Source organism: Hymenobacter mucosus (assembly GCF_900188255.1).
Classification (GTDB): Bacteria; Bacteroidota; Bacteroidia; order Cytophagales; family Hymenobacteraceae; genus Hymenobacter; species Hymenobacter mucosus.
In genome coordinates this window covers 96,554-111,353 of the sequence record NZ_FZNS01000002.1, presented here as the reverse complement: position 1 = coordinate 111,353, position 14,800 = coordinate 96,554, and the positions used below count along the sequence as shown (strand labels likewise).

General features: G+C 53.4%; 12 protein-coding genes and 1 tRNA gene. 6 read left to right on the top strand and 7 right to left on the bottom strand.

Annotation, left to right across the window (positions count from 1 at the left end; genetic code table 11):
* Positions 1 to 121: 121 nt before the first annotated feature.
* The 3 genes from rpsA to cphA all read left to right on the top strand — a co-directional run bounded on the left by rpsA (position 122) and on the right by cphA (position 5,422).
* A complete protein-coding gene (gene rpsA / locus CHB83_RS04460) occupies positions 122 to 2,134 on the top strand; it encodes a 30S ribosomal protein S1 (RefSeq protein ID WP_236704939.1) in 2,013 nt (670 codons plus the stop codon).
* A gap of 214 nt (positions 2,135 to 2,348) precedes the next feature.
* Positions 2,349 to 2,419: transfer RNA gene (locus tag CHB83_RS04455), tRNA-Cys, on the top strand.
* A 378-nt stretch (positions 2,420 to 2,797) separates the two neighbouring features.
* Positions 2,798 to 5,422, top strand: coding sequence for a cyanophycin synthetase (gene cphA / locus CHB83_RS04450; protein ID WP_089331820.1), 2,625 nt, complete (start codon positions 2,798 to 2,800; stop codon positions 5,420 to 5,422).
* A 97-nt stretch (positions 5,423 to 5,519) separates the two neighbouring features.
* Here cphA and CHB83_RS04445 read toward each other — a convergent pair whose 3' ends face one another.
* A complete protein-coding gene (locus CHB83_RS04445; RefSeq protein ID WP_045690376.1) occupies positions 5,520 to 6,467 on the bottom strand; it encodes a hypothetical protein in 948 nt (315 codons plus the stop codon).
* 113 nt (positions 6,468 to 6,580) lie between these two features.
* Here CHB83_RS04445 and CHB83_RS04440 point away from each other — a divergent pair, with 113 nt between their 5' ends.
* Both CHB83_RS04440 and kdsA read left to right on the top strand, forming a co-directional pair.
* A complete protein-coding gene (locus tag CHB83_RS04440; RefSeq protein ID WP_089331819.1) occupies positions 6,581 to 7,183 on the top strand; it encodes a methyltransferase domain-containing protein in 603 nt (200 codons plus the stop codon).
* A 105-nt stretch (positions 7,184 to 7,288) separates the two neighbouring features.
* Entirely contained in the window at positions 7,289 to 8,113 is an 825-nt protein-coding gene (gene kdsA, locus CHB83_RS04435) for a 3-deoxy-8-phosphooctulonate synthase (protein ID WP_045690377.1), read from the top strand.
* A 446-nt stretch (positions 8,114 to 8,559) separates the two neighbouring features.
* Here the strand turns inward: kdsA and CHB83_RS04430 are convergent, their stop codons facing one another.
* Together CHB83_RS04430 and apaG are read right to left on the bottom strand one after the other, a co-directional pair.
* Positions 8,560 to 9,390 carry an O-methyltransferase gene (locus CHB83_RS04430; RefSeq protein ID WP_089331818.1) on the bottom strand — a complete coding sequence of 277 codons (831 nt, stop codon included), beginning with the start codon at positions 9,388 to 9,390 and terminating at the stop codon, positions 8,560 to 8,562.
* 123 nt (positions 9,391 to 9,513) lie between these two features.
* A complete protein-coding gene (gene apaG / locus CHB83_RS04425) occupies positions 9,514 to 9,900 on the bottom strand; it encodes a Co2+/Mg2+ efflux protein ApaG (RefSeq protein WP_045690378.1) in 387 nt (128 codons plus the stop codon).
* A 112-nt stretch (positions 9,901 to 10,012) separates the two neighbouring features.
* On the opposite strand from apaG, the gene CHB83_RS04420 reads away from it, so the two are divergent.
* Positions 10,013 to 10,678 carry a uracil-DNA glycosylase gene (locus CHB83_RS04420; RefSeq protein WP_045690379.1) on the top strand — a complete coding sequence of 222 codons (666 nt, stop codon included), beginning with the start codon at positions 10,013 to 10,015 and terminating at the stop codon, positions 10,676 to 10,678.
* A 130-nt stretch (positions 10,679 to 10,808) separates the two neighbouring features.
* On the opposite strand, the gene lepB is transcribed toward CHB83_RS04420, so the two are convergent.
* From lepB to CHB83_RS04400, 4 genes are all read right to left on the bottom strand, one after another.
* On the bottom strand, positions 10,809 to 12,014 hold the full coding sequence (lepB, locus tag CHB83_RS04415) for a signal peptidase I (RefSeq protein WP_089332129.1): 1,206 nt from the start codon (positions 12,012 to 12,014) through the stop codon (positions 10,809 to 10,811).
* Positions 12,015 to 12,203: 189 nt separating this feature from the next.
* Positions 12,204 to 12,923: a 4-hydroxy-tetrahydrodipicolinate reductase gene (gene dapB / locus CHB83_RS04410; protein ID WP_089331817.1), complete on the bottom strand. Its 720-nt coding sequence runs from the start codon at positions 12,921 to 12,923 to the stop codon at positions 12,204 to 12,206.
* A gap of 118 nt (positions 12,924 to 13,041) precedes the next feature.
* Complete coding sequence (locus CHB83_RS04405) at positions 13,042 to 13,707, bottom strand: DUF5683 domain-containing protein (protein WP_089331816.1); 666 nt, start codon at positions 13,705 to 13,707, stop codon at positions 13,042 to 13,044.
* A gap of 10 nt (positions 13,708 to 13,717) precedes the next feature.
* The gene (locus CHB83_RS04400) at positions 13,718 to 14,674 is read right to left on the bottom strand and encodes a ParB/RepB/Spo0J family partition protein (protein ID WP_089331815.1); all 957 of its coding nucleotides are present in this window, start codon (positions 14,672 to 14,674) and stop codon (positions 13,718 to 13,720) included.
* Positions 14,675 to 14,800 lie beyond the last annotated feature (126 nt).

The following is a 14,800-nucleotide window of genomic DNA, read 5'->3' as shown; positions in this document are numbered from 1 at the left end:
CCGTATCTTTGCCGCCCCGCCAGGGTGGTGGGCCAGAGGTTTCGCTCTGTGTATCAAGTAAAAACGCGTTCCGGAGGCGGGCCCTGCGCCGGACGTGTACACGAGGGCCATTGCTAATATCATGGCAGAAGTAGTAGACAACTTCGACTGGGACAACGTTTCAGCAAATGCTTTCGGTGGTAACTACACCGCTGAGCAGCGCGCTGAAATGGAGCAGATGTACAGCGACACGCTGACCACTGTTCAGGAGGAAGAAGTAATCAAAGGCACCGTTGTGGGCATCACTGACCGCGACGTAATCCTGAACATCGGCTTCAAGTCTGATGGTTTGGTGCCCCTCTCCGAATTCCGCGACCTACCCGAGCTGAAAGTTGGCGACGAGGTGGAGGTATTCATTGAGGACCAGGAAGACCAGAATGGTCAGCTGATCCTGTCGCGTAAGAAGGCGAAGATCAAGCAGGCTTGGAAAGCTATTTACGACGCTCTGGAGAACGACACCGTTCTGGAAGGCGTGGTAAAGCGCCGTACCAAAGGTGGTTTGATCATGGATCTGGACGGCGTAGAAGCCTTCCTGCCCGGCTCGCAAATTGACGTGAAGCCCATCCGTGACTTCGACATTTATGTTGGCCGTCGTATGGAAGTGAAAGTGGTGAAAATCAACGCCGCTTTCGACAACGTGGTAGTTTCGCACAAAGTGCTCATCGAGAAAGACCTCGAGAAGCAGCGCGAAGCCATCCTCAACAACCTGGAGAAAGGCCAGATCCTCGAGGGCGTTATCAAGAACATGACCAACTTCGGTGTGTTCATCGACCTCGGTGGCGTAGACGGTCTGCTGCACATCACCGACATCTCGTGGGGCCGCATCGCTCACCCGAGCGAAGTACTGCAGCTCGATCAGAAGCTGAACATCGTAGTTCTGGACTTCGACGAAGCCAAGAAGCGTATCAGCCTCGGCCTGAAGCAGCTGACTCCCCACCCATGGGATTCGCTGCCTGCCGACATGGGCGTAGGCTCGAAAGTGAAAGGTCGCATCGTAAACGTTGCCGATTACGGCGCGTTCATGGAAATCATCCCTGGTGTAGAAGGCCTGATCCACGTTTCAGAAATGTCGTGGAGCCAGCACCTGCGTAACCCACAGGACTTCATCAAGCAAGGTGACGTAGTAGAGGCTCAGATCCTGACCCTCGACCGCGAAGACCGTAAGATGAGCCTGGGTATTAAGCAGCTGACCGAAGACCCATGGACTCGCGGCGACTTCGCTACGAAGTACGCTGTAGGTACCAACCACAACGGTCTGGTGCGCAACCTAACCAACTTCGGCCTGTTCGTAGAACTGGAAGAAGGTGTAGATGGCCTCGTGCACGTATCGGACCTGTCGTGGACCAAGAAGATCAAGCATCCTTCGGAAGTAGTGAAGGTGGGCGACCGTCTGGACGTAGTAGTTCTGGAACTCGACGTTGCTAACCGTCGTCTGGCCCTGGGCCACAAGCAGCTGGAAGAAAACCCCTGGGATACGTTCCAGACGGTGTTCACTCCTGGCTCGGTGCACAAGGCTACCATCACGGAGAAAAACGACCGTGGCGCAGTTCTCGAACTGCCATACGGCATCGAAGGCTTCGCATATCCGAAGTCGCTGGTGAAGGAAGACGGCAGCAACGCTGAAAACGGCGAAACGCTCGACTTCCGCGTAGTAGAATTCTCGAAGGACGACCGTCGTATTGTACTGTCGCACACGGCTGCTTACAACCAGCAGGCGGAAGACGACAGCCGTACGTCGAAGTTCGCTAAGAAGAAGCCTACGACTGGTGCCGCTGCTCCTCAGGGCGAAGGCAAGCTGAGCGACTTGAAAAAGCCGCAAACTGCTGAGAAGTCGACCCTCGGTGACCTGGACGCTCTGTCGGCTCTGCGCGACAAGATGATGGGTAACGAGCGTCAGGCTGGCGAGCAGAAGCTAGCTGGCAAGGCCGCTCCTGCTGACGAAACTGCCGCTGAAGGTGGTATCCTGGCTGCCGTAACCGGCGCTGCCTCGGCCGCTTTCGACAAAGTTTCGGAAGTAGCTGGCGACGTAGTAGACACCGTGAAGCACGCTCTGTCTAACGACGACGCTGACCAGAAAGACGAAGAGAAAGCCTAAGCTTCCTAGTTCTTCTAACGAAGAAGGTCCTGGTGTAAACCAGGGCCTTTTTTGTTGGCAGGAAGCAAAATAAGTAACCGCGGAAGTGCTATAGTAACTCGGTGACACATATTTTCTTGCACTCTGCCAAGCACTTACCGCGAATGCAACGGAAAAAGTGCGTGGTGTCTTGGCATAAGATAGATTTCGGTGTAAGTTTGCATCCTCAAAGCCCGGTGACGTGACCGAGTGGCTAGGTAGAGGTCTGCAAAACCTCCTACAGCGGTTCGAATCCGCTCGTCACCTCTTGTAAACCTCCATTGAAAGTGCGTCTTTCGGTGGAGGTTTTGTTTTGCTAGGAGCCCACTGCCATCGGTGAATAAGCAGCAAGGCTACCGGATATTTGTTTACCTTTGAGTGATGGTTAAGGCAATGCCCATTGCCTTGTGTTCCTGTTTTCTGAGTACGCAATGTGCCCCGGTCGACTAGCCCCGACTGGGGTTTTTGCGTTTAGGAGCACGGTTCTTCAGCTAGCACAACAGCTCCTGATTTAATTGCTTCCCTGTAGGAACCGGTAGCAGTTTGGCGAGTATAAAAGTGCGCTATGGGTTTCCAATAGCATAATCCCTAGATTTCGATTCCGCGTACAAGCACTCACGTTTCTACTCTTTCCTCCCTGCGTTTATGAAGATTATTGACCTCCGCACCATGCGCGGCCCCAGCTACTGGTCTGTTCGGCATCACAAGTTGATTGTCCTGAAAGTAGACTTGCAAGACTTGGCCGACACATGGTCGAACGCAATGCCAAGCTTGGCCGCGCAATTACCGGAGCTACTCCCTGAACTAGAACAAACCCCACCGGCTGAAAACAGCAAGACAATTCACAAGCACCCGCCGCTTACGCGAGAACAGTTGGCCGACGGCGAACCACTAGGCCATGTAATTCAGCACGTAGCCTTAGCCTTGCAGCGTACGGCAGGAATGCCCGTGTATTGGGGCAAGTCATACCCTGCACATCAGGATGGGGTAGAGTTTGTGGTGTTTAGTTACCAGGAAGAGCGGGCCGGTCGAGCCGCTGCGGAGGCTGCCGTGCAATTGGTAGACGACTTGTGTCACGGGCGTGAGATTCAGCTCAAGCCCATTATCGACGAACTGCACGAGATTCGGGAGGAAGAGTTTTTCGGCCCGAGTACGTGGAGCATTGTATCGGAGGCGGCTTCGCGCAACATCCCGTACATCCAGCTGAAGAATAGCAGCATCATTCAACTGGGCTACGGAGTAAATCAGAAGCGCATTTGGGCTACCACAACTAGTTACACCTCGCATGCAGGAGTAGAGGTAGCTGGCAATAAGAACCGCACCAAGGCAATGCTCAAGGACGCGGGAGTTCCCGTGCCATATGGTACCACTGTTTATTCGGAGGCGGGCCTACGGGATGCGGTAGAAGACTTGGGCTTCCCTATCGTGACGAAGCCATTGGATGGCAACCACGGTAAAGGCGCTACCATCCGCATCATGAACTGGGAGGATGCCGTCGAGGGCCTCAAGGCCGCGCAGGTATACTCGCGCGCCGTGATTGTGGAGCAGTACATCCAGGGCGATGATTACCGACTGCTGGTGGTCAACGGTAAGCTGATTGCCGCCGCAAAACGGACCCCTGCTGCCGTGAAAGGTGATGGGAAGCGTACCATTCAGGAGTTGATAGACGAAGTGAATACCGACCCGCGCCGTGGGGTAGGGCACGAGAAAGTACTGACCAGCATTAAAGCCGATCAGCACACGCTTGATATTCTTCGTAACCAAGAACTGACGTTAGAGTCGGTGCTACCGGAAGGCCAGACGTTATACCTGAAGAGCACGGCCAATATCAGCACGGGCGGTACTGCCACCGACGTGACAGACCTAGTGCATCCCTACAATTTGCTGCTAGCCGAGCGTGTATCCGGCATTGTGGGACTGGACATTTGTGGCATCGACGTGCTAACCTCGGACATTGCCATCCCTCTGAATGAAACCCGCGGTGCCGTAATCGAGGTAAACGCAGCGCCCGGTTTCCGCATGCACATCTCGCCTACCGATGGTTTGCCTCGCAATGTAGCCGCGCCGGTAGTAGACATGCTGTTTCCTCAGGGCAGCACTGCCCGCATTCCCATCTTCGCCGTCACCGGCACCAACGGTAAAACGACGACCACGCAGTTGTTGTCGCATATCGTGGCATCGAAAGGCTACAAGGTAGGGCATACTACCACGAGTGGCATCTACATCCAAGGGGTACAGCTCCAAAGTGGAGACTGCACCGGCGGCCAGAGTGCCGAATTTGTGCTCAAAGATCCTACGGTGAACTTCGCAGTCCTTGAAACGGCTCGGGGAGGTATGTTGCGCTCCGGCCTAGGATTTCACACCTGCGATGTGGCCGTAGTAACCAACGTGGCGGCCGACCACCTCGGCATGCGCGACATCTATACGGTAGAGGAAATGGCCGCTGTAAAGGGCGTGTTGCCACGTACAGTGCGCAAGAATGGCTGGGCAGTTCTCAATGCCGATGACGACCTCGTGTACGCCATGCGAGAAAAGCTGGAGTGCCGAGTTGCGCTATTCAGCATGGACGAGCACAGCCCCCGGATTCGGGAACATGCCGAACAGGGTGGGCTAGCTGCCGTCTACGAAGAAGGGTACATCACTATCTACAAAAACAGCTATAAGCTTCGGATTGATCGGGCGTCGGAGTTTCCTATTACGTTTGGCGGCCGGGCTACTTTCAATATCGAAAACTCCTTGGCCGCAGCTCTGGCTTGCTACTGCTACGGGTTTGACAAAGACGACATTAAGCAAGCACTCCGGACTTTTGTGCCATCGGCTACCAAAACTCCGGGCCGAATGAACGTCTATAAGTTTCCGACGTTCGAGGTAATCGTGGATTATGCGCACAATACCCACGGCATCGAGAAGTTTGCGGAGTTCCTTAATGCTACTGAAGCTACGCACAAAGTCGGCGTAGTCTCGGGCCTGGGCGACCGGCGCGATGAGGATACATTAGGCTTCTCGCGGGTAGCAGGTCGCATCTTCGACGAGGTGGTATTACGTCAAGACCGGGACCTGCGCGGTAAAACCGCGGAAGAGTTAAAGGAAATCATGACCCATGGGTTGCGGCTTGATGCTCCGGAACTACCCATCACCTACATCGAAAACGAGATGGACGCCATTGACCACGTTCTGACGACAGCTAAGCCTGGTTCAGTGGTAGTTCTCTTCACCGAGAATATCAAAGACACCCTTAAAAAGCTAGACGAGTACGAATCGAAACTTTAAGAACCACGTTCAGCACCGCATACAACAACGGCTTGCCATCTGGCAAGCCGTTGTTGTATGCGGTGCTGAAAAAGCTGGGCTAAGTGCCTTACGCTTACTATTTCAGAGTAAAGGTGGTTTTGCCAATCATCACTCCGCCCGAGTACAGTTCTACGGTGTGCAGGCCCGTCTTGTAAGCAGCTCCTTTAGCGTACAGGAACTGTACTGGCTGGCGGGTGTTGTCGTACACGATGTCTTGCTTAGCCGTATAGAAGGCCTCTGCACCGTCGATGGTGAACGTGCCGCCGCCCGTGCTCAGGTTGTAGAGAGCTGCGCCGTCGGGCTCGATCAGGCGCATCATAATTTGCTTGGTTTCCTTCGGGGCTACGTCGTTGCGAGCTAGGTTGAAGGTAACCTTGATTTTCTCGACGCGCTTGGCTTTGAATTCGTTGTCGTCGTCGTCTTTCTCTTTGTTGCGGCTGTTCACTACGCCTACTCGAATATTTTCGGCTTGCAAACGAGAAGCAATGTTGACTTTCTCAGTCAACTCTTGGTTGGAGCGAACTACTGTCGAAATGGTGTCCGTCAGCTTGTTTTGACGCTCTTTCAGGGTAGTAGTCTCCGTGTAAAGGGCTTCGTTGTCGGCTTTTAGCTGCGCAATTTCTTCGTCCTTTTTCTTGAGCTGGTTCTCGAAGTTGGAAGCGCGCTGCTTAAAGCGGCGTTGCTCAGCAATGCTGAAGCTACCGGCCTTAAAAGAGCGTAGTTTTAGCAAGTCGGCATTGATCTGGGCAATGCGCGCTTCCAGTGAGTCGTTGGCCAGGCCCATGCCCTGAACTTCTTGGCTCTGGCGCTCAAAATCGGCCTTCAGGGCCTCGTATTGCTTAATCTGCTCTTCGAGCTTAGTGTCCTTAGTGAGCACGTCAGCCTGGAGCTCTTCATTCTGCTTCGACTTCTGCTGATTCATGTAAAACAACAGGCCATTGATGCCCAGCAGGACCAGAATCAGCGCTACAATCAGCAGGACGCGGTTGTTGTTCTTTGGTTCGGGGCTGTGGTCTTGTTCCATGTAAGGCGGGGTTTTAGTGGGGCCCAGGCAGTCCGGGCAGAGGTAGTACCTTTAGGGCAAAAATAATGGAGTTCTGTACCCAGGCAAGTCCGAAGGTACAATCCTGCTGTCATATGCTCCCGGATTCTTCCCTGAACGCTGCCTACTGGGAACAGCGCTACGCCGCCAGCCAGACCGCCTGGGATACTGGTGCGATAACGCCCCCACTGCTAGATTATTTCGTGCAACTAGGGCCGCCCGATGCTCGTCGGATTCTTATTCCAGGAGCCGGACGAGCGTATGAAGCTGAGTATCTGCATACTCAAGGCTGGCCTCATGTAGTTGTGGTCGATGTGGCAGCTGCTCCCTTGGCCGACCTACACCGACGAGCGCCTAGCTTCCCCGAAGAGCACTTGCTACAGCAGGACTTTTTCGCGCTAGCTCCAGATACGCCCTATGACCTATTGGTCGAACAAACTTTCTTTTGTGCTCTCAAGCCGAAGTTGCGGCCCGCCTACGCCCGCCAAGCTGCCCAATTGCTCCGACCGGGCGGTACACTTATGGGCGTGCTGTTTGATACCACATTCAGTCAGCCTGGCCCACCTTTTGGCGGCTCCCGGGAGGAATACCATGAGTACTTTGCTCCCTACTTCGACTTCGTTCATTTTGAAACGGCTACTAACTCACTTCCTCCCCGTAGTGGGCGGGAGTTATTTATTTGCCTGCGTAAGAAGTGAGCGAAACTCTAGATTTGCATACGGCGCTAGCCCCAAATGCTAGATACTGCTGTTCATTTTGCCTCACAAAGCACACTTACCCCATGTGCTGCATCTTTTTATACCATGATTGAAGCCCTCGCTAACGTTCTGCCCCACTTTCGCAATACCAACTCAGGTCAGTTTTTCCTGATGGCCGGTCCGTGTGTTATCGAAGGGGAAGACATGGCTTTGCGCATTGCTGAACAAGTGCGCCAACTCACCGACAAACTTCAAATTCCTTACATCTTTAAGGGTTCCTACCGCAAAGCCAACCGTTCCCGCCTCGATTCTTACACCGGCATTGGCGACGAGAAAGCACTGCGTATCCTGCAGAAAGTAGGCCGCGAGGTTGGTGTGCCCACTGTCACCGACATTCACGAGTCGGAGGAAGCAGCCCTAGCCGCCGAGTACGTGGACGTGCTTCAAATTCCGGCGTTTCTGTGCCGACAAACGGATTTGCTTATTGCCGCTGCCAAAACCGGCAAAGTAGTAAACGTGAAGAAAGGCCAATTCCTATCCGGGGAGTCGATGCAGTTTGCGGTAGACAAAGTGCGTCAGTCTGGCAACGAAAACGTTATCCTCACCGACCGAGGTAATTCTTTTGGCTATTCCGATTTGGTAGTGGATTTCCGCAACCTGCCCGTGATGCGCGAGTTTGGGGTACCCGTAGTAATGGACGTAACGCATTCCTTGCAGCAGCCTAACCAGAGCAGCGGCGTTACGGGAGGCAAGCCTCAACTCATTGAGACGATTGCGAAAGCTGCCATTGCTGTTGGTGCCGATGGGTTATTCATTGAAACGCACCCTACACCAGCTACAGCTAAATCAGACGGAGCCAATATGTTAGCGCTGGATCGGTTGGAGGAGCTACTGATTAAACTTACCCGCGTTCGGGAAGCGGTGCGGTAAGTAAAAATTAGTACTTTGTCTTTGCCGGCAGCCTCCATTCAGGGACAAGGGTTTGCCAAAACATCCACTATATTTGTCTCGTTGAAACGAAAGTAGCAGGACACATGTGCGCCCTGCTACCGTTACCGCTAGGGAGTGAATAGCAGGTATAAACCGCCTATTCCGCCTAAAGCGGCCACTAACCTCACAATGAAGGTAGTGGTCACCTGAATGGAACATTCGAATCGAAGTCCATCCAGATTTGTACGACCCTGTCTCATAACACTGGATTTGAGGGTGGCCTAAACACCCTTCTTATCCTGAAGCCCGTGCTCGTAACACGGGCTTCGCTGTTTTTAGGCAGCCGTGTTGGCGGGGTGACAACCGTACGTGTGCCAAATATACTAGTATCAGAGTAGTTTGTTTGCTACTTATATTAGTATAATTGTTTACGGATCAGCTTCTGGCTAGGCAGAAAGCCGCCGCGTACGTTCTAGCAGCTTATCAACTGCATGATCAAAACGCAGGGTGAAATGCTGTTTTGGTTGACTAGAGCGGAAAAACACTAGGCCAATATAGAACAGGTCAATAGTCAATACTACGTCAGGATGCTGCTTGACTGCTGCCCAGGCTTTTTCCATTTCTGCCGACCAGTGGATGTCATCCAGCACAAATACGGTGTGCTCCGTCCGATGCTGGTTAAGCAACTCGAAGTAGCGCATGGTCGGCTCATAACGGTGGTTGCCATCGAAGAAAGCAAAATCTACCGGCATTGAGAGGATAGCTAGGGTAGGAGCCAACGTATCATCTAGGTTGCCTTCTACCAGTTCCACGTTCGGTAAGTTCAGGCGAGTAAAGGTTTCTCTGGCCACTTCTGCTGTCTGCGGGCAGCCCTCAAACGTAATGACATGAGCGCGGGAAGAAGCCTTGGCTAAGTATGCAGTTGTAATCCCCAGCGAAGTGCCCAGTTCCACGACCGTCTGCGGCTGCAAATGATTCACCAACCGGAATAGTAGCTGCCCGAGTTTGGGAGGCTTAGCCGCCGTACGTACAATATCTTGGAGCCGGCGCGTACGGCCTGCGCCTGTGCGAGAGCCCGCACCGAAGTCGCGCACCGTTATGGCAGTAGGGTCAATGAGTAGCTCGCCTCGGCGTGTCTCTACGGCATCGTACGCCGCAAAGTGGCCTGTATGATTGATGAGGTGAGTGTAGAGCCCGAATACATAGGGAGAGTGTAGCCCATGGGCATTGCCGGAGCGAAGTAGGAAACGGAAATAGCTGAGGACCTGAAAGAGCAAAAGGAGGGGAGTTATGAATGAACAATGGATGCTCGCCAGCTAAAGGAAAGAAAAACGGCGGGCCGTTCAACCCGCTAGTTGAACAGCCCGCCGGTGTACCATTCAGCCTTGCGGCTGCGCAAATTAGTTTAAGCGGTAGGGCACCACAAGCGTAAACTCGGGAATCTCAACTGCAAATTCGCTACCGTCCATTAGGCGTTCCATTTGGTAGGTACCGCGCATTTTGCCTAGCCCCGACTTCAGGTTGCAGCCGGAAACGTACTGATGCGATTCACCAGGCTCTAAAATAGGTTGCTGGCCTACTACACCTTCGCCTTCCACTTCCCGTACCATGCCGTTGGCATCGTAGATGTACCAGTGGCGGCGGAGCAGCTTTACAGTGAACTCGCTGTCGTTGCGAATATCAATTTTGTAGGCAAACACGTAGTGTTCCTGACCTGGGCTCGAATAATCGGGCAGGTAATTGGTGGTCACGCTGACGGTTACACCCTGTGTTGTGGTCGTATTCATGGCTCCTGAAATCCGGGGTGGGAGAAAGCTAACAGCCCTTATGCGGAATTTGGTTTATCTACGCAGCCGGAGCACCCAAGGTCTCCCCAAACCAAAAAATAATACTCTCCCTATGTCTGTAAAGATAGAAGAAAGCTGGCGCAAGGTACTTCAAGATGAGTTTGAAAAACCGTATTTCCAACACCTGATAGCATTTGTTAAGGGAGAATATGCTACCACAACGGTGTATCCTCCTGGCCCACAAATTTTTCATGCTTTCGATGCCTGTACCTTCGACAACGTGAAGGTTGTCATCTTGGGGCAAGACCCTTACCATGGTAAGGGGCAAGCCCATGGCTTGAGCTTTTCCGTAGCCGAGGGGGTACGTACGCCTCCTTCCTTGCAAAACATCTTTAAGGAACTGCAAAGCGACTTGCCCAGCACCCCGCCTGCTCCCAATGGCAACCTTGATCGGTGGGCTCAGCAGGGGGTACTCCTACTCAATGCCACCCTTACGGTGCGAGCTAGTGACCCGGGTAGTCACCAGAAAAAAGGGTGGGAGCAGTTTACGGATGCTGTGATTCAGAAAATTTCCCAGGAAAAAGAGCACGTTGTGTTTATCCTGTGGGGTGCCTACGCCCAGAAAAAGGGGGAAATCATTGACGCAACAAAACACCTGGTGCTTAAAGCGGCCCATCCGTCTCCCTACGCTGCCGATAGGGGCTTCTTCGGCTCCCGCCCGTTTAGCCAGACGAACACCTATCTGGAAAAGCATGGTGTGGCGCCTATCCAATGGTAGAGGCAATACTCTGGTACTGGCACACCAAACCAAAAGAGCTTGCCCACGGGCAAGCTCTTTTGGTTTATCTATTAAGCGGAACAGTAGAAAATATAGAGTTTCTTCTGCTCGGAACTGACTCCCCAGGAGGTTAATCTACTAGGTTGAACAGGCGGTTCCAACGAATCTTATTGAGGAACGAAGCATGCGGATCTACGGACAGCCAAATCAGTACGGCCTTACCTACGATGTGGTCTTCCGGTACGAAGCCCCAGTAGCGCGAGTCCTCGGAATTGTGCCGATTGTCGCCCATCATGAAATAGTAGTTTTGTTTGAAGGTATAGCTAGTTAAAGGCTTGCCATTCTGCGAGATGGTGCCATCTTCCGCAACAGTAATGCCTTCATTGTGCTCGTATAGCTGAATGATCTTCTGGTAGGTGCGTACATTCTTGGCGTCCAACTGCACCATCTGGCCCTTTTGTGGGATCTGCAACGGACCGTAATTGTCCCGGTTCCAGCCTGGAAAGGGTGGGTCAGCTACTGCGGCGGTGGTAGTAGGCAGGTCGGGGTTATTGGGGAATACAGCATCCGTCAGGCCTGGCTTCATGCGCAGGTCTACAATTTCCTGCACGTAGGGCTGCTGCTTGAAGAAGTTGTAGGCCGCGCGGGTCATGTGCACACTATAGCCGCCGCCGTAGTAAAATGGCTGACCATTCTCCTGATCATCGTAGTTGACGACGCCAAACTTCTTGAAAGCATCCAGCAGATCATCATTCGGCTGGGCTACCCGAATGAAGTAGCTGCTTTGCATCTCTGGATAGTTCTTGGCCGGCTTATCGTTAATGTACACCTGCCCTTCTACAATCTTCAGTACATCGCCGGGAATGGCAATGCAGCGCTTGATGTAGTTCATGCGCAAGTCGGCAGGATGCTGCTTCTCAGTAGGCACATTGAACACAACTACATCGTTGTTTTTCACCAACGAGAAGCCAGGTAGCCGGTAGCTCGGTAGCTGAATAAGTTCGGAGTAGCTCTTGATATTAGTGCCCCAAATGGTTTGGTGCGTAAGCGGTACCTGAAGCGGAGTTTGTGGGGTGCGAGGACCGTAGTGCAGCTTGCTCACAAACAAATAGTCGCCTACCAATAGAGAGTGCTCCATCGAAGGCGTTGGAATGGTATACGCTTCGAAAGTAGCCCAGCGAATAAGGGTTGCAGCCACTACAGCGAACAGAATGGCGTCGCCCCACTCGCGGAAGGCACTCTTGCGCTTTTTCGGCACAGGGGAGTTCGAGTCGGGAGCCGGGGCCGGCTTATTCTTTTCGAGGTATTTCTCCCAGGATTGTGATTGTACAGCCATAACAGTCAGGGCCAGAAAAACAGACAGCCGGCACACGCCGGCCTCTTTCAGCTTCAACGCCGGAATATCCGAAATAATGCGATGGAAAGCAGCGAAGTATTTAGTTCATGATTTCCGGAATGCCTACAGTGGATACTGTGCCTATAAGGCAAGTGTGCTTTCACTGCGGGCATCACAGAAGGGGCTGTGCTACAGTCCCAACAGGTCTTTCATACCGAATACCCCCTGGCGGCCGGGGAGCCATTCGGCAGCAAGCAATGCGCCCTGCACAAATCCGTCGCGGGTGTGTGCTTCGTGCTTTAGCTCAATATCATCGGCCGCTGAGGAGTAGGTGACGATGTGCGTGCCAACCACAGCACCCTCGCGCTCAGAAAGAATAGCTAGTTCTTCGGGTGCTTGCGTGGCCTCGTTGCGCCAAGTGGTTTTATTAGGGAAGTAACGTAAAATTCCTTCGGCAGTGGTGATGGCGGTGCCGCTGGGCTGGTCTACCTTCTGGGTATGATGAATCTCCCGTACTCGTACATCGTAGCCGCCGAACTGATGCATTTTGGCGGCGATATATTCATTGAAGTGGAAAAACAGGTTCACTCCTACGCTATAATTAGAGGCGTAAAATAGCGGAGTGCCTGTCTGCTGGCTTAATGCCTGCGCCTCAGCAAAGTGGTGGAGCCAACCCGTGGAGCCACATACTACTGGCAAACCCTGGCGTAAGCAGGCTTGCACGTTTTGATAGGCCGCATCAGGGTGCGTAAACTCAATTGCAGCGTCGACGGTAGCAGGAGTAAAATTGGAGATGCGTACATCGGGCCGGGAGGGGTCCACGATGCCGGCAATCTGGTGACCACGCGCCACGGCCTGGGCCTCGATGGCCCGGCCCATTTTGCCGTAGCCAATCAGCAGCAGCTTCATTCAGGTAAGAGTAGGAGGTGTTGAAGAAAGAGCAGGTAGGAACTCGGAGTCTGCTACTCCGATGGGTTGTTGTTGGCAAGAGACGTCCTGCCTGCTACAAGAGACTCAGTGTGCCAAGTTATTTCCAGTAAAGGCTGACGGCAAGGCCTGCTCCGGGAACAGCAGTACGTGAGGGTAGCGCCGCCGGATCGAGGCGCAAACTCAAATCCTCACTGATATCAAAGTCGCGCAAGTGAGCATCTACGAGAGCATCCAGAATAGTTATACCGTAGGCTAAAGCAGTGTAGGCAATAAACGTATCCCGGTAACGCCGGTAGAACACGATACCCCGTTCAATATTTTCTGACCGAATCTCCTGAGAGACATTTGCGCCAGAAAGTTTACTTAGTGGGGTGCCCTCCACGTAGGGGTCTTGCCCGGGCCCGTAAACCGTGCGGTATTCCTGTTTGCCCTTCACGTATTCTTTGTACCGGCTCTGGTAGTGAAATAGCCCGTAGCCTACCCCACCCAAAGCGCCGTACACGAGTGGCAGTTTCCAGTAGCGGTGGTTATAGATTTGCCCCGCCCCCGGAATAGCCAGGGCTAAGAACGCTGCCTTTTGCGGACGGGTAACCCGAAAGCCAAGCAGCTTTTCTGTGCGTCGTGAGGAGTCGGCTACGGCGGTCTGACGCACTTGCGTGGAGTCGGGGCCAGCCGTTACAACAGTTTGCGCCTGGGCTAACTGGGCCAGTGGTAGTACCGCCAGCAAGCACAGAAGAACTAGTACGCGTTGGACCCCAGACATAAACGGGCGGTTAAGCAGGTTGTAGAATGTGCAGAATACGCTGCATGTCCTCTACCGAGTCAAAAGCAATTTTGATTTCTCCCCGGCCTTGGGGGCCTGGCTTCACTAGCACACGCGAGCCAAACCGTTCGGTCAAGTGGCGCTCAGTACGGCGAAGTTCAGCGGCAGGTACTACGGGCGTAGCTGGCTGTGAAGATTTCTTTTCAGTTTCAGTAGGGGCGGCAGCGCCGTTGCGCACCAGTTGCTCTACCCGGCGCACAGAGAGGTCCTCATCCACAATGCGGCGGAACAATCCAAGCTGCTGCTCAATGTCATCAATGTTGACAAGGGCACGGGCATGACCCATGCTGATTACATTGTCGCGCAGGCCAATCTGAATATCGGGCGGCAACTTGAGCAGGCGGAGGTAGTTCGTTACCGTCGAGCGGTTTTTGCCAACCCGGTCGCCTAGCTCTTCCTGCTTCAAGTTGCATTCGCTCACGAGGCGCTGATAGCTCAGTGCTATTTCAATGGCATTGAGGTTCTCACGCTGAATGTTCTCGATGAGTGCCATTTCCAGCATTTGCTGGTCATCGGCCTTGCGGATGTAAGCAGGAATGGAGTCGAGACCGGCCAGCTTGGAGGCTTGCAAACGCCGCTCGCCCGAAATCAACTGATAGGTGTTCGTGCCCGTTTGGCGCAACGTCACGGGCTGAATAATACCCTGCACCTTAATACTTTCCGCCAAGTCCTGTAGGGCTTGTTGGTCGAAGTGGGTGCGCGGCTGGTAAGGGTTGGCTTCGATCTGATTGACCGAAATCAACCCAACGGAGTTTACTGGATGCGGCACCAAGCCCACCCGTTCGCTCTTTTTCTCGTAGCTGCCTTCAATCAGGGCATTGAGGCCCCGGCCTAGACCGCCAATTTTGCGCTTGGCCGCCGCGGGAGCCGCTGCCGGCGTAGGTTTCTCTTCGTTCTTCTCTGACATACCTGCAATCAGCCCTCGCCCAATGGCAGACGAAAGCGGGATTCAAAAATACACAAACGGCGGGGAAGGCCGGGAAATTTTGTGGGAAGTTCAGTTTTCGCTGAAATTCAACCTGTCCCAATAAAA

Excerpts from the sequence above, each read along its gene's own strand:
- CHB83_RS04445 (WP_045690376.1), bottom strand. The coding sequence starts at position 6,467 with ATGGAACAAGACCACAGCCCCGAACCAAAGAACAACAACCGCGTCCTG.
- CHB83_RS04405 (WP_089331816.1), bottom strand. The coding sequence starts at position 13,707 with ATGTCTGGGGTCCAACGCGTACTAGTTCTTCTGTGCTTGCTGGCGGTA.
- dapB (WP_089331817.1), bottom strand. The coding sequence starts at position 12,923 with ATGAAGCTGCTGCTGATTGGCTACGGCAAAATGGGCCGGGCCATCGAG.
- CHB83_RS04420 (WP_045690379.1), top strand. The coding sequence starts at position 10,013 with ATGTCTGTAAAGATAGAAGAAAGCTGGCGCAAGGTACTTCAAGATGAG.
- lepB (WP_089332129.1), bottom strand. The coding sequence starts at position 12,014 with ATGGCTGTACAATCACAATCCTGGGAGAAATACCTCGAAAAGAATAAG.
- rpsA (WP_236704939.1), top strand. The coding sequence starts at position 122 with ATGGCAGAAGTAGTAGACAACTTCGACTGGGACAACGTTTCAGCAAAT.
- CHB83_RS04440 (WP_089331819.1), top strand. The coding sequence starts at position 6,581 with ATGCTCCCGGATTCTTCCCTGAACGCTGCCTACTGGGAACAGCGCTAC.
- cphA (WP_089331820.1), top strand. The coding sequence starts at position 2,798 with ATGAAGATTATTGACCTCCGCACCATGCGCGGCCCCAGCTACTGGTCT.
- kdsA (WP_045690377.1), top strand. The coding sequence starts at position 7,289 with ATGATTGAAGCCCTCGCTAACGTTCTGCCCCACTTTCGCAATACCAAC.
- apaG (WP_045690378.1), bottom strand. The coding sequence starts at position 9,900 with ATGAATACGACCACAACACAGGGTGTAACCGTCAGCGTGACCACCAAT.
- CHB83_RS04400 (WP_089331815.1), bottom strand. The coding sequence starts at position 14,674 with ATGTCAGAGAAGAACGAAGAGAAACCTACGCCGGCAGCGGCTCCCGCG.